The organism is Methyloterricola oryzae (genome assembly GCF_000934725.1).
GTDB lineage: Bacteria > Pseudomonadota > Gammaproteobacteria > Methylococcales > Methylococcaceae > Methyloterricola > Methyloterricola oryzae.
Genome location: NZ_JYNS01000001.1, coordinates 375,899 through 394,164, shown reverse-complemented (window position 1 = coordinate 394,164; position 18,266 = coordinate 375,899). Strand labels below are relative to the sequence as shown.

Annotated in this window: 13 protein-coding genes; 8 read left to right on the top strand and 5 right to left on the bottom strand. The window is 63.4% G+C overall.

All coding sequences use genetic code 11. The features are described from left to right. Position 1 precedes the first annotated feature (1 nt). From imuA to EK23_RS23575, 5 genes are all read right to left on the bottom strand, one after another. Positions 2-616, bottom strand: coding sequence for a translesion DNA synthesis-associated protein ImuA (gene imuA / locus EK23_RS01665; RefSeq protein ID WP_045223519.1), 615 nt, complete (start codon positions 614-616; stop codon positions 2-4). A 2-nt stretch (positions 617-618) separates the two neighbouring features. After that, positions 619-1,227 carry a transcriptional repressor LexA gene (gene lexA / locus EK23_RS01660; RefSeq protein ID WP_045223518.1) on the bottom strand — a complete coding sequence of 203 codons (609 nt, stop codon included), beginning with the start codon at positions 1,225-1,227 and terminating at the stop codon, positions 619-621. A 102-nt stretch (positions 1,228-1,329) separates the two neighbouring features. Next, positions 1,330-2,187: an ion transporter gene (locus EK23_RS01655; RefSeq protein ID WP_045223517.1), complete on the bottom strand. Its 858-nt coding sequence runs from the start codon at positions 2,185-2,187 to the stop codon at positions 1,330-1,332. Between the two features lie 137 nt (positions 2,188-2,324). Continuing rightward, entirely contained in the window at positions 2,325-3,458 is a 1,134-nt protein-coding gene (locus tag EK23_RS01650) for an aminotransferase class V-fold PLP-dependent enzyme (RefSeq protein WP_045223516.1), read from the bottom strand. A gap of 461 nt (positions 3,459-3,919) precedes the next feature. Further along, positions 3,920-4,156, bottom strand: a complete 237-nt coding sequence (locus EK23_RS23575) for a hypothetical protein (RefSeq protein WP_158002425.1) — start codon at positions 4,154-4,156, stop codon at positions 3,920-3,922. A 148-nt stretch (positions 4,157-4,304) separates the two neighbouring features. Here EK23_RS23575 and EK23_RS01645 point away from each other — a divergent pair, with 148 nt between their 5' ends. The 8 genes from EK23_RS01645 (at position 4,305) to EK23_RS01610 (ending at position 18,262) form a co-directional block, all read left to right on the top strand. Next, entirely contained in the window at positions 4,305-9,101 is a 4,797-nt protein-coding gene (locus EK23_RS01645; RefSeq protein WP_158002424.1) for an Ig-like domain-containing protein, read from the top strand. 151 nt (positions 9,102-9,252) lie between these two features. Continuing rightward, the gene (locus EK23_RS01640) at positions 9,253-9,930 is read left to right on the top strand and encodes an outer membrane protein (protein ID WP_045223514.1); all 678 of its coding nucleotides are present in this window, start codon (positions 9,253-9,255) and stop codon (positions 9,928-9,930) included. 280 nt (positions 9,931-10,210) lie between these two features. Then, a complete protein-coding gene (gene glgB / locus EK23_RS01635; protein WP_045223513.1) occupies positions 10,211-12,409 on the top strand; it encodes a 1,4-alpha-glucan branching protein GlgB in 2,199 nt (732 codons plus the stop codon). Then, entirely contained in the window at positions 12,402-12,722 is a 321-nt protein-coding gene (locus EK23_RS01630) for a carboxymuconolactone decarboxylase family protein (RefSeq protein WP_045223512.1), read from the top strand. Before glgB ends, EK23_RS01630 begins: the two co-directional genes overlap by 8 nt. Before the next feature lie 43 nt (positions 12,723-12,765). Further along, on the top strand, positions 12,766-14,289 hold the full coding sequence (locus tag EK23_RS01625) for a hypothetical protein (RefSeq protein ID WP_045223511.1): 1,524 nt from the start codon (positions 12,766-12,768) through the stop codon (positions 14,287-14,289). Between the two features lie 425 nt (positions 14,290-14,714). After that, positions 14,715-15,662, top strand: a complete 948-nt coding sequence (locus EK23_RS01620) for a hypothetical protein (protein ID WP_052807820.1) — start codon at positions 14,715-14,717, stop codon at positions 15,660-15,662. A 126-nt stretch (positions 15,663-15,788) separates the two neighbouring features. Then, positions 15,789-17,264: a cytochrome c family protein gene (locus EK23_RS01615; protein WP_200892052.1), complete on the top strand. Its 1,476-nt coding sequence runs from the start codon at positions 15,789-15,791 to the stop codon at positions 17,262-17,264. Continuing rightward, on the top strand, positions 17,261-18,262 hold the full coding sequence (locus tag EK23_RS01610; RefSeq protein WP_045223509.1) for a hypothetical protein: 1,002 nt from the start codon (positions 17,261-17,263) through the stop codon (positions 18,260-18,262). Before EK23_RS01615 ends, EK23_RS01610 begins: the two co-directional genes overlap by 4 nt. Positions 18,263-18,266: the final 4 nt, after the last annotated feature.

Genomic DNA, 18,266 nt, shown 5'->3' with positions numbered 1-18,266 from the left:
CTCATACCGCAAGCACCAGGGAGCCGCGCTGCAGGCTGCCCCGGGCCTTGAGAAGGTCCACGCCCAGCCCCTCCGGGAGCGGCTGCAGCTTGAGGCGCAGGGCGGCATGGGGGGAGCCGCCACCCGCCAGCAGGAATAGCACCGCCAGGGCCTGGCTCTCCTCCGCGGCCAGTTGCAGCCGGCGCGCCTGGTGATCCGCCAGGCTGCGGGGCCAGGCCAGGACCGCGCCGCAGGCGCCGCTGCGCAGCAGTTTTTCCAGGGTCCAGGGAATATCCGCCTCGCCGCAGGACTCCACCACCAGCACCTGCGCCAGGTCCACGCCGGCTTGCAGCAGGGCCGGCGCATAGGGACGGTGGGGCGGCGCGACCCAGGCTAGATGCCGCCCGCTGCGGCTGATTGCACACAGGGCGGGCAGCAGCAGGCGCAACTCGCCCACGCCCAGGCAGGGAATGCGGATTTCCAGCAGCGCGCCCAATGGCCAGCCGCCGCCCGGCAGGGCCGCGTCCAAGTCCGGAAAGCCGGTGGCGATGACCGGCCCCGTGGTCTGCTCGGCCCTGCGTCCCCGCCACAAGCGGGGCTGGCGGCGCAGCAGGTTTTCCAGCGCGGCGCTGTCCATTTTCAATCCAGCTCGGTGCGGATCACGCCCACCACCACGCCCTCGATGGCCAGGCTTTCCCGCGCCAAGTTCACCTCGATCACCGCGAACTCGGGATTGGCCGGCTCCAGATAGGCCTTGGCCGCTTCCAGGCGCAGACGCTTCACCGTCACCTCATCGTTGATGCGCGCCACCACGATCTGCCCGCTGCGCGCTTCCGGCGTGCGTTGCACCGCCAACAGGTCGCCGTCCAGGATGCCGGCCTCGCGCATGCTCATGCCGCGCACTCGCAGCAGGTACTCGGCGCGGTGCTGGAAAAGTTCCGGCCCCAGCGGGCAATAGCGCTCGATGTGTTCCTCCGCCAGGATGGGGCGTCCCGCCGCCACCCGTCCCACCAGGGGCAGCCCCGCGCCCGCCGGTGGCCTGAGCAGTCGGATGCCGCGCGAGACGGAGGGCACCAGCTCGATCACGCCTTTCTGCGCCAAGGCCTGCAGGTGGCCGCGGATACTGTTGCTGGAACGGACGCCGAAGGCTTCCGCGATCTCGGCGATGGTGGGGGGAAACCCTTCCCGGACCAGGGTCTGCTCGATGAAGGTGAGGATGTCCTGCTGACGGTCGGTGAGCGGCTTCATACTGCTTTTATTAATACTGATTATTTAAGCAGTATTCTAGGCCTTCCGTGGCGGTATGCAACAGGAATGTGGGGCGTGTCCTGCTGTAAGGCTCCGGCACGCTCAGGCGGATTGGTGGTCTTCCCGGGAGGCGGGCGGCGACAGTTCCGTGCTGCAGATCCGGCAGTAGTTGGCGTCCGCCTGATGCCCGTGCGCGCGGCAGCGGGTGCAGGTTCTCTTGTCCAGGCCGCCGCTGTCCTTGCGCATTTCCCGCGACAGTTCCGCGGTGAAGATACCGGTAGGGACCGCGATGATGGCGTAACCGACGATCATGACCAGGGAGGCGACGCCGCGCCCCAGGTCCGTTTTCGGCGTGATGTCGCCGAAGCCCACGGTGGTCAGCGTCACCACGGCCCAGTAGATGCTCACCGGTATATTGCTGAAGCCGTTCTCCGGGCCCTCGATCAAATACATGGCCGAGCCGAAAACCACCAGCAGGGTCGTGACCGTGAACAGGAAAATGCTGATCTTGAGGCGGCTGGCCAGCAGGGCATTGAGCAGCAAATTCGACTGGTTGATGAAGCGCATCAGCTTGAGCACCCGGAATACCCGCAGCACCCGCAGGATACGCACCACCTGCAGGTAATGGGTGCCCGAGATGAACAGGCTGAGATAGAACGGCACGATTGCCAGCAGGTCGATGATGCCGTAGAAGCTGAAGATGTATTTGCTCGGCTTGTGGATGCAGAAGATCCGCAGGATGTATTCGACGGTGAACAGGCCGGTGAAGAACCATTCCGCCAGAAGAAAGAATTCCCCGTGGCGCTGATTCAGCGAGGCGACGCTGTCCAGCACCATGACCAGCACGCTGGCCAGGATGCAGAGGATCAGGGCGATGTCGAAGCCTTTGCCGGCGGGCGTGTTGGCTTGATAGATGATGGTGTAAAGGCTGTGGCGCAGTTCTTCTACACGGCTCCGCACGAAAAGGACTCCTGTCGGGTTGCCTCGGCTGTTCCAGGATTATCGGTCACCTCGGCTCTTCCGCAAACCGCCGCCCCGCTTGTCGCGAGGCCGGCTGCCGTCAATCCAATCGTCGGTTTGGGAGGATGCGGGGCGTTTCAAGCGCCTGCGATCTGGTCCAGGGCCTGGGACAGTGTCGCCACGGTCCGATCCGTGTCATAGAGTTTGTCGAAGCCGAACAGGCCGATGCGGAAGGTGGTGAAATCCGGGCCTTCGCCACACTGCAAGGGCACGCCGGCGGCGATCTGCAGGCCCCGTTCGGCAAACTTCTTGCCGGTGCGGATGCCATCGTCCCCGGTGTAGCAGACCACCACGCCGGGCGCGCCGAAACCCTCGGCCGCCACCGACTTGAAGCCGTGCCGGGCCAACAGTTCGCGCACCTGATTGCCCAGGTTCCATTGCGCCTGGGCGGCCTTGGCGAAGCCGTAGCTTTCCACTTCCCGCATCGCCTGACGCACGGCCCGCAAGCCGTCGGTGGGCATGGTGGCATGGTAGGCATGGCCGCCCTGTTCGTAGGTCTCCATGATGCTCAGCCATTTCTTCAGGTCGGCGGCGAAACTGGTGCTGGTAGTGGCCTCGATGCGCTCACGCGCGGCATCGCCCAGCATCACCAGGCCGCAGCAGGGCGGGCCGCTCCAGCCTTTCTGCGGCGCGCTCACGAGGATGTCCACGCCCAGTGCGCGCATGTCGACCCAGGCCGTACCGGAAGCAATGCAGTCCAGCACGAACAGCCCACCCACCGCATGCACCGCTTCGGCCACGGCCCGCAGGTAGCCGTCGGGGAGGATCATCCCGGCCGAGGTTTCCACATGGGGCGCGAACACCAGATCCGGCTTTTCCTTCGCGATGGCGTCCACCACCTCTTCGATGGGCGCCGGAGCATAAGCCGGCTGGGGGGCCGATTCCACCGGACGGGCGCAAAGCACAAGGGATTCCGAGGGGATGCCGCCCATTTCGAAGATCTGCGTCCAGCGATAGCTGAACCAGCCGTTGCGGATCACCAGGCACTTCTTGCCGGTGGCGAACTGGCGCGCCACGGCCTCCATGCCGAAGGTGCCGGAGCCGGGCACGACCACGGCGCTGCGGGCGCCATAAACGTCCTTGAGGATGCGGGAGACGTCCCGCAGGGTTTCCTGGAACACGTTCGACATGTGGTTGGTGGCTCGGTCGGTATACACCACCGAGTATTCAAGCAGGCCGTCGGGATCGACGCCGGGCAATAGTCCAGGCACGGTTCATCTCCTCATGGAATCATCAAGGCAAACGCAGCAAATTCTGCGCCTCGCCATGAATGGCCCGGACCGCCTGGGTAATCGGGCGGATACGCGCGGCCAACGGCGCGGCAAGCGTCCGGGCGAGGGCAGAGTCTGCACTCAATTGTCGCAGACCTGACAATTATCCGGCCAGTCTTTGCGGAGTCGCGTGTTGGGTGCGGAATCCCCGGACGCTGGCGCGCGGGAACGCCAAGTGCTTCTCGCACGGGTGCCCAGGCGTCTTTGTTACTCGCCCGCTTAAATCTGAACGACTCCCTCGATGTTAGGCTCCCGATAAGCCAAATACCTCCATAGATACTGTCGCCTGTAGGCGTCATAAACTGACCGCGAGACCATTATAAGGTTAAGCTGATTGGCGATTCGCTGACAAAACCTGAAACTATTCATAGTGTCAAGCTTGGAAAAACTACTAATGTATTCTACAGTATTGACTTGGCCAAAAGCCGCGTCATCTCTGATGTTGCTGGCGCGGATGGGTTTGGGTTGAAACTCAAAGATACTTCATTCTTGATGTGCGGATACTGCGCCGTGTTAGTAGGGCTGCTGCCTTCTAATTCAGCTGGGCGCGACTTCTCAATATAGGGAAAATAGCCAATGACTCTCGCCAGATTCATGCGCGGAACCGGATTCAACCCGTTCATTTTCTTGATATGCACGGTATTCCTCTGTGGGATTTCCGACCTACGCGCCGAAGGCAGTCGAACCCTTTACCCCAGCACCTATCCAGTTACCTGCGGCGCTGCGACGGGGCAGGGTTGCCGTTCGAATCTGGATTTGCAACCCGCTGAACGTTATGTCGGGAAAGTGCTGCGACGTACCTTTCTCTACGTTTACGCGCAACAGGGCGAATATATTCTGCTGGGATCCCGCAACCGCGACGCGGGTGGCGATATTCGTGTCTATGACCCCGCGGTGTTCGGTGTTCCCGGCGACGAGACGGTACCCGCCTCGCCCAGCTTCTCCTGTGCCAGCGCCACCGCGCCCGCCGGTTCCTTCAGCGGCGGCAGTCGCGGTCTCATCGCCAGTCGGGCAGCCGAACTGGCCGGCCCAAACAGCGCCGACAATTCCCAAACGGTGGCGGGCGGTTATGCCCCCTGCGCCTATCAGGCGCCCGTCACCGGGATTTACGGTGTGATCTTCTCTGCCGCCAGCACCGGCGGTGCGCCCAACGGCTCTGTCGATACGCCCGCCCGCAGCAGCAATTCCGTTTCTGCCTGGGACGTCACCGTGCGCGGCGGCGCCACCTCCCTCGACGACCTCAATGGCCGCTTGTTCACCTATGCCTGGATCGGCTTCACCGGCGGCAACAACCGTCCCGATTATTCCGTCCATTACTACGTGACCAGCGACGGTTATCGCTATGCTCAGAACCTTCGGGGGCTCGATCCCAACGGTTATGCCCTGTATGCCAATAGCGCCGGATTTCTGGACAATGGCCAGCCGATGTACAAGGACATCCGGGGTCGCGAAGAATTGGTGACCAGCCTGCCGGCGGGCGTCACGACGCAGATCGCCCAGTACCCCAGCTTTTTCAGCGATATCACGCCGGGTGGTCCCAACGAGACCGAACTGGCGCGGGTGCTGGGCGCGCTCGGCATTCCTACCGTGCCCGTCGAGCCAAATCTGTTCAATGTGCGTTTCAGCGGGCATCTGGGCGGTTCGGTGACGACCCAAGGCGCGGGGGGGATTTTTCAATTCGATACCGTCAACGCCCAGAGCTATGAAATCGTCGTCAGCCGCGACGGAATCAATTTCGATCCGGCCAACCCCGCGAACCGTGTGCTCACCGGCACCACCGGTGCTGGCAGCCAAAGCGTGGATTGGGACGGCAAGGACAACAGCGGCGCCGTGTTCCCGGCCCAGGCAGCGCCGTTCTCGTACCGCGTGCGCGGGCACAATGGCGAGATCCACTTGCCCATCATCGACGCGGAGAACAATCCCGGACGCGGGCCGACGATCACCCGCCTGAACGGCAGCGGCAGCCCCAACACGCAGGTGTATTACGACGACCGTGGCTACCGCACCGCCGGCGGCCAATTGGTGGGAATACTGAATGGATTCCTGTGTGGAGCCAGCCTGCCTGGCGGGCCCAGCGTGCAGGTAAGCCTCACCGGTGTGGATTCCGCGACCGGTTACCGCGACTGGGTCTCCGGCCGCAATGCCAACAGCGACTGCGCCCGTGATGCCGGTTGGGGCGATACCAAGGGCCTGAATCTGTGGAGTTCGTTCGCGACCCCGGATGTACTGGGCAGCCTGGGGATCCAGGACGCGTTGGTGGATGTGGCCACCGCGGTCACTGCTCCTGCCAGTGTTGCCGCAGGCACCCAGGTTCAGGGCACCTTCAGTTTTGCCAATAACGGCAGCAGTCCGGCGCAAGGCGTCACCTACAGCATGAGCCTGAACCCCGGGTTGGGGGCCGTCAGCTTCACCAACCTGCCTGCCGGCGCCGGCGCCAGTTACGACAACGCCACTGGCATCGTGACCCTAAGCGGCTTGCCTTCGACCCTGGCGGCAAACCAGAGCATCCCGTTCATTGGCTTTGGCTACACGGCGCCCGCGTCGGGCACCGTTACCGTCAGCACGGCGATCAACACGACGAGCCAGGATGCCTTCACCGAAAACAATACGGCGAGTGCCAGCACCGGCATCGGTGACAGCGACGTCTTGACCACGGTCACGGTGCCGGCTTCGGCGTCTTCCGGCGATCCCGTCAGCGGCAGCTTCAGCTTCGCCAACCACGGCGGAAGTCCCGCGAGCGGCGTGAACTACACCGCCACCATCGGCAGCCCCGGCAGTTTTCCCGTAGCAGTGGACTTCACCAGCCTGCCCACGGGCGTCACCGCCAGCTACGACAGCAGCAATGGCCAGGTGAGCTTCCAAGGGCTGCCCGCCACGCTGGTTTCGGGCCAGGCCTTCAACTTCGGTTTCGAGTACGTGGCGCCCGCCTCCGGGAGTGTGTCGGTGAGCACGTCCATCGCCACCACCTCGCCGGAGTCCAGTACCGCCAACAACACGGCCAGCGGCACCACGGACATCACGCTGGGTTCCGACATGAGCGTCTCGATCACTGGGCTGCCAACCGCCACCAGTCCTGGCGCGAGTGTGACGGGAATCGTCGTCTGCACCAATGAGGGAAGCGGTGCCGCCCAGGATGCCACCTGCGCCGTCAGTACCGGCACGCTGTCTGGCTGTTTTCAGACGCCGGGCGACATTGCCGTCGCGGTTCCCGTCAGCGTGGCCAGCCTGCCGCCAGGGGACAGCATCCGTTGCACCCTCACCGTTACGGCTCCGACCAGCGGCGTGCTCACCGTCAGCGGCAGCACCGGCGCCAGCAACGACCGCAATCCCGCCAATAATGCCGTGACAGTCCCGCCCATTCCGGTCATCGATGCAGTGGACGACGGACCTGTCAGCCTTCCCGTTGGCGGCGGCGTGATGGGCGTGCTTGGCAACGACACGCTGGGGGGCGTGCCTGTGGTCTTCGGCAGCCCGGATGCCACTATTTCCGCGCCGACCCTCATCAGCAACGGCGGGCTGAGCGGCCTGAGCATAGATAGCGCCGGCCGCCTCGTGGTGCCCGCCGACAATCCCAGCGGCCGTTACACCGTGTCCTACCAGATATGCAGTTCGCCCCCGGCTACACCCCCGGCCTGCGACAGCGCGCAGGCGGTGATCCAGTTAGGCGGCGCGGGTGCGGGTAACCGGCCGCCCCTGGCCAATAATGATGCGGCCAGCACCCTCCGCAATGTTCCGGTGGCCATACCGGCGGCCAGTAATGACTCCGCTGGCCCTGGCGCCGTGCTCAATCCAGGCGCCATTGATCTGAATCCCCTGGTCGCGGGCCGCCAGACCAGCTATACGGTGCCGGGGCAAGGAACTTTCAGCATCGACCCGGGTGCGACGGACGGAATCGTGCGATTCACGCCGGTTGCGGATTTTGTTGGCACGGTGTCGGCTGCCTACACCATTGGCGACACTCTGGGGCAGGTGAGCAACCCGGCGCGCATGACGGTGACCGTCATCGAGCCGGCTGCGGGCAATCCTCCGGTCGCCAATGACGACCGCCTCACCACACCGCAGGGCGTACCAGCGACGGTTCCGGCCTCACAGAACGATGTGGCCGGGCCTGGCCAGGTGCTGGCGCCGGGTTCCCTGAGCCTGATCGATCCGGCGGACGGCCAGCCCAAGGCCCAGGTGACCACGGCCGAGGGGGTGTGGCGCGCCAATGACCCCGTGGCGGGCAGCGTGCTGTTCACTCCGGCAAGCGGGTTCACCGGGGTCGCGGTGATCGACTATGTCATCAGTGACGGCAGCGGCGCCAGAAGCGAGCCGGCCTCCATCACGGCGATCGTCACTGGAGCCACGGGCAGCGCGCTGGCCGTGGATGACAGCGGAACCACGCGCGCCACGACGCCCATCAGCCTGTCCGTGCTAAACAACGATCATCCTTCGGCGGGCAGCAGCCTGGTGCCTGGCTCGGTGGATCTGGACCCGACCACGCCGGACAGCCGCGAGTCCACCCGTAACACCCCCGAAGGTGTCTGGTCGGTGGATGACAATGGCCTGGTGCGTTTCGTCCCCACCCGCGATTACCAGGGATCGGGCCAGCCCTTCACCGGCACGGCCACGCTGCCCTACACGGTACGCGACAGCGGCGGACGGATGAGCAATCCCGCGACGGTCACCGTGGTGGTGAGCCCTGCCGCGGTGAACGCGGTGAACGATAACGTCGTGACCCCGGAGAACACGCCGGTGATGTTGAGACCGGCCGCCAACGACCTGGCGGCACCGGGCGCGGTCATCAACCCGGCTACGGTGGATCTGGATCCCAGCACCCCAGACGTCATTGATCGGGGGCCTATCACGACGCCCGAGGGCACGTGGGAGGTGATCGACAATGCCGGGACCGTGCGCTTCACGCCCGCTCCGGGTTATAGCGGCAGCGCCACCATCACGTACCGGGTCAGCGACAGCCTGGGCAACACCGGGACTGCGGTGATCACGGTGACCGTGGCTCCGGCGGAGACCTTGCCCGGCTTGCCGGACGCGGTGGACCAGAACGTGACGACTCCGCAGAACACGCCCGTCAGTGGCAATGTGACCACTGGCGGCACGGTGCCGGAGGGTTCCAGCGTGAGCCTCAACAGCAACCCGACTCATGGCAACGTGATTCTGGAGCCTGATGGGTCGTTTACCTATGTCCCGGATACGAACTACTCGGGGACCGACAGCTTCACATATAAAATCTGTCTGGCGCCGCCCAACCAAGCCATCTGCGATACCGCGACGGTGAACATCACGGTGGGGGACGGCAAGGCTGAGCAGCGGCCGGTGAACCTCACCCTGAAGTCAGGACGCAAATCGGTTCGCTGCGGACGTGCGGTAGCCTTGGTCGTCCGCGGAGGCAGCGGTAAGGGGGCGCTGAAGTTTTCGGTAAGCTCCGAGGGGACGGTGACCTGCAAGATCGTCAAGTCACGGGGCAAGCCCTATCTGAAAGCCTCGGGCACGCCGCCGGGGTCCTGCAGCGTCACCGTCACCAAGAAGGCGGACAAGACCCACGCGGCGGCAACGTCCAACACCATCACCGTGAAGGTGAAGTGATGCGCGTGCTGTCGGGCGGCTGGGCTTTGCTCCGGTGAGACTCATCACGCCGCGCTGCGGCTTACCCAAAAGAACGAGAGCCATGATGACATCGAGACCAAATCGTTCCGATTCGCGCCATACCCGTCGGCTACTGCTTGCCTCATTGTTGATGGCCCAGTCAGTCGGCTGGGCAGAAACGCCTGGTGCCGAGCATGAACTGGACTGGACCGGTTTTTACGCGGGCCTGAGCGCCGGCGCCATCCTCAACGAATCGGATATCAAGGCGACCCATGTGGGGCTGGTGAAGAACCCGGTTCACGACAATATCCAGTTCACGTCTTTCATTCCTGGCGCGCAGGCGGGCTATCTGAAGCATTTCTCCAACGGCTGGGCGGCGGGCGTGGAGATCGATTTCACCTATCCGGACAGCGAAGGGCACGCCGACGTGAGCTGCGGATCGTGCCCGGGCACCGTCGATCACTTCACGGTCAAGAACCGGATTCAAGGTGCGCTGCTGGGGCGTGTCGGTCATCCCTTTCATCATGACCAGTGGTTTCCCTATCTGACGGCAGGGGTCAGTTTCGCCGACACCAGCCTGGGATATACCAACGACGTCGGCGACCGCTACGTGAAGAACACTGCCCAGACCGGCTGGGTGCTGGGTACCGGCCTGGAGTATCGACCGATGCAGCCTTTGTCGGTGCGCGCGGAATACCTCTACACCGACTATGGTGATGCCTTGAACATGAACCTGCCCGTGATCGATGGAACCGAGGATCCGGCGGGCCACGCCGAAGCCGATCTGGCTTCCCACACCTTCCGCATGGCCGTGAACTACTGGTTCTAGCCGTCTGCCAGCGGCGGCGGTCATCCGGCTGCCGCCCATTCCCGACCTGCCTCGCACTCGCTCGGCACCTTGTTCCAGCCTGCGCTTCCAGCGGCATTACCGGCGGAACCCGCAGCCGTTGTAGAATGGGCCTCGTCGAAGTCTCTTCAGCGGTTTTCACTCGCAGCCCGCGGAGGCTGGAGCAGACTTTCAGGGCGCCTTTGCGCGCCCGCTCCGGCCGAGTCGCCCGCAATTCCCGGCTCCGGAGTTTCCCTCAAGACCCAGCAAGAGGCATCTGAACATGAACCAGAATCTGTCACCCGAGTTGAAGCGACTGGTGGAGGGAAGGCACAGCGACCCCTTCGCGTTGCTCGGTCGCCATCCGCAAGGCGATCGCGTGGTGCTGCGGGCGCTTTTGCCCCACGCCGAGGAAGTGTCTCTGGCGGAGGGCGGTCATGTGCTGACGCGCGTCGAGGGGACTGACCTGTTCGAGTGGCACGGGGCCAGCGATCAGGTGCCGGAGCGTTACCGCCTGATCTGGCGCGACGACCAGCACCTGGAACACATCGCCCACGATCCCTACTGCTACCCGCCGCAATTGTCCGATTTCGACCTGCACCTGTTTGGGGAAGGCAAGCACTGGCATGCCTATCGGCTGCTGGGCGCGCGCGTGCACAGCGCGGATGGCGTGGCCGGCGTGTTGTTCTCGGTATGGGCGCCCAGCGCGGAACGGGTCAGCGTGGTGGGCGACTTCAATCGCTGGGACGGCCGTGCCCATCCCATGCGAGTGCATGGCAACGGCGTGTGGGAGTTGTACATCCCAGATCTGGCGCCCGGCGTGGTCTACAAGTTCGAGATTCGCGCCCGCAATGGCGATGTGTTTCTGAAGTCCGACCCCTATGGGCGCCGTTTCGAATTGCGCCCGCTGACCGCGTCCATCGTCGAGCCACCGTCCGAATTCCAGTGGCGTGATGCGGCCTGGATCGAAGCGCGCGCTAAGTTCGACTGGCAGCATGAGCCGATGTCGGTCTATGAGGTGCATCTGGGCTCCTGGCAGAGGGGCCCTGAAGGGGAGATGCTCAACTACCGGGATATCGCCCTGCGTCTGGTGGAGCACGCCAAGGCCTTGGGCTTCACTCATGTGGAACTGATGCCGGTCACCGAGCACCCCTACGACAAGTCCTGGGGCTACCAGACCACCGGTTACTACGCCCCCACCAGCCGCTTCGGCACGCCGGACGATTTTCGCTGGTTCGTCGATCATTTCCACGAGAACGGCATCGGCGTGATTCTGGACTGGGTGCCGGCGCACTTCCCCAAGGATGCCCACGGCCTGGCCTGGTTCGACGGCACGGCGCTCTACGAGCATGAGGATCCGCGCCTGGGCGAACACAAGGACTGGTCCACCCTGATCTTCAATTTCGGCCGTTACGAGGTGAAGAACTTCCTGATTTCCAGCGCCCTGTATTGGCTGGAGGAGTTCCACATCGACGGCCTGCGCGTGGATGCGGTGGCCTCCATGCTGTATCTGGATTACTCCCGCGAAGAGGGAGAGTGGATTCCCAACCGCTACGGCGGGCGGGAGAACCTGGAAGCCATCGACTTCATGCGCCAGCTCAACGAGGTGACCCATGCCGCGGTGCCGGGTGCTCTGGTCATGGCCGAAGAGTCCACCTCCTGGCCGCAGGTGACCAAGCCCACCTATCTGGGCGGGCTGGGCTTCGACCTGAAGTGGAACATGGGCTGGATGAACGACACCCTGCGCTACATCGAAAAGGAACCCATCCACCGCCAGTACCACCAGGGCGAGCTGACCTTTAGCATGCTCTACGCCTTTTCCGAGAACTTCCTGCTGCCCTTCTCCCATGACGAAGTGGCCCACGGCAAGCACTCCATGCTGTACAAGATGCCGGGGGACGAGTGGCAGCAGTTCGCCAACCTGCGCCTGCTGTACGTCTACATGTTCACCCATCCCGGCAAGAAGCTGCTGTTCATGGGCAGCGAGTTCGGCCAGGGGCGCGAGTGGGACAGCACCGGCATCCTGGACTGGTATGTGCGCGACTATCCTTTCCACCAGGGGGTGGAAAAGCTGATCGCTCACCTGAATGGCATGTATTGCGCGAGCCCGGCCCTGCACGGCCTGGACTTCGACTGGAAGGGCTTTGAATGGATCGACTGCCATGACGCGCAGAATTCCACCCTGGTCTACTTGCGCCGCTCCGGCGAGGATTTCGCCGTGGTGGCCCTCAATTTCACGCCGGTGCCGAGGCTAGGCTACCGCATCGGCGTGCCGGAGCCCGGCGTCTACCGGGAACTGGTCAGCTCGGATGCCAACGCGTTTGGCGGTAGCGGCTTGGGCAATACGCAGCCCCTGACCAGCGAGGACCTGCCGTGGATGGGCAGGCCCCATTCCATCGCCATCACCTTGCCGCCCCTGGCCGGTGTGGTCCTGGCGCTGGATACAAAGCCGTCCGCAACCAGGGAGGCGGATGATGAGTAAGGATGCCCTGCCCAAGAACTATCTGCTGCAGAAGCAGGAGCACCGGGCCTTCATCGAGGCGGTGGAGCACCTGGGCAAGGTGGTGCGGGAGCAGGGGCCGATTGACGACAAGACCGCGCACCTGATCCAGTTGGCCGCCGCAGTGGCCATTCACTCCGAGGGTTCCACCCACAGTCATGTGCGCCGGGCTCTCGCGGCCGGCGCCAGCCCGGAGGAAATCCGCCACGCCATCATCCTGCTCACCAGCACCATAGGCTTTCCCACGGTCAGCGCGGCGTTGACCTGGGCTCAAGACGTGTTGGGTGACGGCTGAGGCTTGAGGCGGACAGACCCCAGGGCGCGGAGCCGAGATTTTCATGAAGAACTTCTTTCTCACGGTATGGCTGATGTGCTGGGTCGCGCGGGTTGCGGCCGGAATTCCCGCGACCCCGGTCATGAGCCTTTACCAGTTCAACGGGCCGATGGAAGTCCCGTACTACGACGCCGACAGCTTCGCCGCTTCCGGCGCGGCGAGACCAGCCGGTTATCTCACCCAGGGCAGTTCGGTGATTCCGTGCCTGGTGATGCGCGGCGGCACGCCGCTCACCGACCGCGACGGCACGCCTTACGTGGGTTTCCAGATGGTGGTGGACGTCAACACGGCAACGCCGGCTTCCACCGAGCGCTTCAAGCAGGCCGTGGCGCAGCGGGCCGGCATGACGGTTGCCAACCATCATTGCGAGCCCGGCGTGCGGCATGTCATCGATGTGCGCCGGCTCTACGCCCTGGATAAGGCCCCGTTCTTCCGCCAGGGTGGCGGTGAGGCGGCGCCGGCGAAAGCGGTTACCCAGGGCGAACTGGACGGCATCATCCGCGCTTTTCACAATTCGCCCGACTGCGAGCAGGCCAACCGCGAGCTGGTGGGTCGCCGCCTCGCCCTGCAGCGCGCCTGGGCCGCCTTTGCCGCTGGCCATGCGGGCCGCTGGCCGTCCCGCCAGATCGAGCGCGCCAAGCATCTGGACTATGTGATGCGCACGGCGCTGTTCGAAGGGCATCTGGACCGCGGCTGCAACGCCTATGGCAGCTGCGAGCGCAACATCATCGCCCTGTCCATCCGCAACCGCGGCCGTGAACTGTGCATCGCAGGCCAAGGCTGCGGGAGCGAGGGAGACTTTCAGGGCGTCGCCTCCAAGGTGTCGCAATACAATATCTGGGACGAATTCCTGACCCAGACTTCGGGACTTACCTCCTGCTTTCTGCGCAATGGCCCGGTGCCGGGCCAGCAGGGAGTGTTCCTGGCCAAGCTAAAGGCCATGTACGAGCAGAACCTGCCCGATGTGGAACGCATCCTGTTCGGCGATGACGCTGACCTGTCCGAGATTTTTCCCGGTACGCCCTTGTCCGAATTGAAGGCGGTGCGACATTACTATCACGCCCCGGCCATGGGGAAATGTTTTCCCAGCCACGACCGGGTCGAATACATCACCGGCGCGGTGGCCCATCGAGGCTCGGATTACGCCTTGCTGGCCAATACGCGCATCAAGGTGGACGAAGCCAGCGGCGGGGGTTATCTGTTCCGCAGTTTCAAGGTCAAGGCAGGGGAGGAACGGGATGAAATTGATCTCGTCGACGATTTTCCCGGCTTCGTAGTGGACCGGCGCAAGGTGCAGCTCAAAGGCGCCGGGAGTTGTCCGCCCTATGGTATTCCCCGCGGCTGCTCCTTCGAGGAGGTGGGCCGCTACCGCACCACGCCATCCTGGCTTAACTCGGGCCGTCCGGTGGAAGTGACCTGCCGTATCCGCGATCGCGGCGCCAATTGCCAGGGTCCCGGAAGCCTTGTCACGGCCCGCGTGGGCGGCGTCTGCGACACCCAGATGCGGCCGGTGGCAGGAATCCGCTAGGCCGGCTGTGAACCCTAGGGGCTCGCGATGATCCAGCTTCCACGCGTGACAGGCGTGCGGCCCTGTCCCGAATCAACAACAGAGAGTGAATTTTTGGCCGTTTGCCGCGCGCAGACGCGTTGCATCCTGATGGACGTTGCCGCCCGCAAGGGGTGAATAAGCCATATGCGTAGTGGGCTGGGGCCGATTCCCGGGTCCCTTCCCCTGACAAAGGGCGTTGTCGCTCAAGAGAGACGATTGAAGTAAGTTGTACGCTTATTTTGTGGTTTTCTCGCGAAGGGTGAAATTTTTAAGTAGCTGAAAATTAGCGTTTAAGCTTCTTCGGGGAGGTCGATTCATCCCCCGATTTTTCTAAGTCTCTGGCTGATTCTCTGGCACGGCCATTGCAAACCCTCGGTTGACTTCAACCATTCCGAGGTACCGCGATGAGCGTGAACGAACACGTACTCGGTAACAATTCCTCCTATCTCAGGTTGTCGCCACGGGCGACCCTGGCGAAAGTGCGCGCGCAGCGCCGCCGCCCCCAGGCCGCCTTCGTCGCGCGTTCCGTCACGGCGCTGTTCATGGTGTGTGTAACGGCGACGCTGGCGATGGCCTGGTTAATCCGTGAGCGCGAGTATCTGGTAGCCAAGGAGGGTTTGGGCTACTACTTGGGAATCATCGGCGGTGTCTTGCTGCTGCTGCAGTTCCTCTATCCCCTGCGCAAGAATCTTCGGTTTATGCGCAACTGGGGCACCGTGAAACACTGGTTCTATGCGCACAAGATGCTAGGAGTGCTGGGACCTCTCCTCATCGTGCTGCATTCCAACTTCAAGCTGCACGCCATCAACAGCAATGTGGCGCTGTTCTCCATGCTGGTGGTGGTGGCCAGCGGCCTGGTGGGGCGTTATCTCTACGCCAAACTGCATTCCAGCCATCATGGTGAACTGCTGACCCTGCAGGGGTTGCAGGAGGCCTTCGGGATTTCGCGCGACGCCATGGATCAGGATCTCTACATAGACCCGCGCGTCAAAGAGCATCTGCACACATTCGAGGACGAGGTATTCCTGCCCGAGCCGGGCTTCTGGAAGGGTTTCTGGAACCTGCTGACCCTGGGGCAGCGCACCCGCCTTGCGCGGGCGCGAGCCTACCGCGAAGTGAAAGACACGCTCTACGCGCGCGCTCTTCGGGACGGTTGGAGCGAGGAACTGCTGTCTCTGCGCCAGAACCATGACCGCGAGTTGATCCGCTTCTACCTGAGGGGTGTCTCGCGCGTGGTGGAGTTCCGCTTCTATAGCCGACTTTTTGGTCTTTGGCATACCCTGCACATTCCCCTGTTCGTCATGTTGGTGCTGACCGGCGTCGTGCATGTGGTCGCGGTTCACATGTACTGATTCACGCCGTCACCGAATGACGCAAGGAGACTTTGTCTGATCGTCCGACTGCTGACCGCACTTTTCGTCCTGTGTCTTCTGTCCGCGGGGTTGTCCGCGCAGGCCAGCCCGCTGGAGACCCTGGTCATGCCGGGTGACGTGGTGCAAGGCCACGCCAAGGTCGAAAAGCAATGCGAACGCTGCCACGAGCCTTTCAGCCAGTCCGTGCAGAACAAGCTCTGCCGGGACTGCCATGAGGACGTGGATCATGACGTGCAGCGTGGACAAGGTTTCCACGGCCGCCTCAAGGATATCGAGCAGCGCCAGTGCAAGAGCTGCCACACGGACCACAAGGGCCGGGGCGCACAGATCGTCCTGCTGGACCGTGACACCTTCGATCACGCCCATACGGACTTCGCGCTCAAGGGCGAACACCAGAAGGTTCAGTGCACGGGCTGCCACAAGCCCAAAGCCAAGTTCCGCGAGGCGCCGGGCCGCTGTGTCGACTGCCACAAGGCCGATGATCCCCACCGCGGAAAGCTCGGGGAGAAGTGCTCCGACTGCCACGACGAAAAGTCCTGGAAGAAGGAACAATTCGATCACGGCAAGACGCAGTTCCCGCTACTCGGCAAGCACAAGGACGTCACCTGCCAGACTTGCCATGTGGACCCGGCCTACAAGGATACCCCGAAGGAGTGCGTCGCCTGCCATAAGATCAACGATGTGCACGGCGGCAAACTGGGCCCAAAATGCGAAAGCTGCCACGGCGTCAACGACTGGAAGAAGCCCAAGTTCGACCATGACCGCGACACCCATTTCCGCCTGACCGGGCGTCACGCGAGCACCGCGTGCGCGGGCTGCCACAAGGGCAATGCCTTCGAGGAGAAGCTAGGCACCACCTGCGTCGCCTGTCACAAAAAGGATGATGAGCACAAGGGCCGCAATGGCACCGAGTGCCAGGACTGCCACGTGACCAGCAGTTGGACGCGCAGCAGCTTCGACCATGACAAGACTCGGTTCCCGCTGCGGAACCGGCATGAAAAGGTGGCCTGTGAGAGTTGTCACAAGGGCTCGCTGGTCAAGGACAAGCTCAAGCTGGACTGTGTTTCCTGCCACGAGAAGGACGACGTGCACAAGAAGCAGGAAGGGACGCAGTGCGAGAAATGCCATAACGACCAGGGCTGGAACGTGCGCGTGACCTTCAGTCATGAGCTCACGCGTTTCCCGCTGATCGGCCTGCACGCCATCACGCCCTGCGGCGAGTGCCATCTCAATTCTTCATTCAAGGACGCCGAACAGGAATGCGTCGCCTGCCACAAGCAGGATGACACCCACAAAAGCACCTTGGGAGGGCGCTGCGAGCAGTGCCACAACCCCAATGGCTGGCAGTTCTGGAATTTCGACCATGGCAAGCGTACCGACTTTGCCTTGACCGGCGCCCACGAAACGCTGCAATGCAAGGCCTGCCACAAGGACCCGGTGGTCGGCGACAAGCTGGAACTGCCCGCGGCCTGCAGCGACTGCCATCAGAAGGACGACATCCATCGCGGCAGTTACGGGCAGAACTGCGAACGCTGCCACCAGCCAACGCGCTTCAACGAACTGAAATCGAGCCTCAGGTGAACGCAAAAACTCAGCTTTCGCTGCCCGTCGTGCTGATAAGGTCAACTCCGGCCTTGATCCCGGAGGGGACATTCGCGTCCATCCGCCTGTGGCTCCTGGCCCTGGCGGCACTCGGGTGTCTCCTGTTCGGCGCCGCGTCTGCGCAGGCGGCCGAAGAGGCGGACGCGTCCAAGTCGTTCAACCACATGAGCACCGGTTTCGCCTTGCGCGGTGCGCACGAGCGGCTGACCTGCGAATCCTGCCACGTACGCGGCATATTCAAGGGTACGCCGACTCGCTGTTCCGGCTGTCATCTGCGCTCCACCGACATGGAGGCTTCGAAGAAATCCCCCAACCACATTCCGACCACGGAGGAGTGCGATGTTTGCCATAACGATTTCCTGCCCAACGTGAGCTGGCAGCTGGTCCGCATGAACCATGTGGGGATCGTGAACAACTGTGTCCAGTGCCATAACGGCACCTTCGCGCCGGGCAAGGATGCCAACCATATTCCCACGCAGCAGCCTTGCGAGTTGTGCCATCGCTCGACGGTGAGCTTTGCGGGCGGTCAGATGGACCACACCGGCATTGTCGCCAGCTGCTCCCGTTGCCATAACGGCAATCTAGCCACGGGGAAGTCGGGCAACCATGTCCCGACCTTCCAGCCCTGCGAGATCTGCCATTTCTCGACCACCAGCTTCGCCGGCGCCACCATGAACCACCAGGGCATCAGCACGGGCTGCGCCCGCTGCCATGTTCAGGGCGTCGCCACCGCCAAGCCGCCCAACCATATTCGCACCACGCAGTCCTGCGAGCAGTGCCACCGCTCCTTCGCCACGTTTGCCGGCGCGACGATGGATCACACGGGCATCGTCAGCAACTGTGCCAGTTGCCACGAGGCCGGCAACCTCTATGGCATCACGGGCCGGCCTGCGCCGCCGCACCCACCCAAAAGCGTCGGCGATTGCAGCCAGTGCCATTTGAACACCCGCTCCTGGCTGCCGGCATTCTCACCCTAGTCCA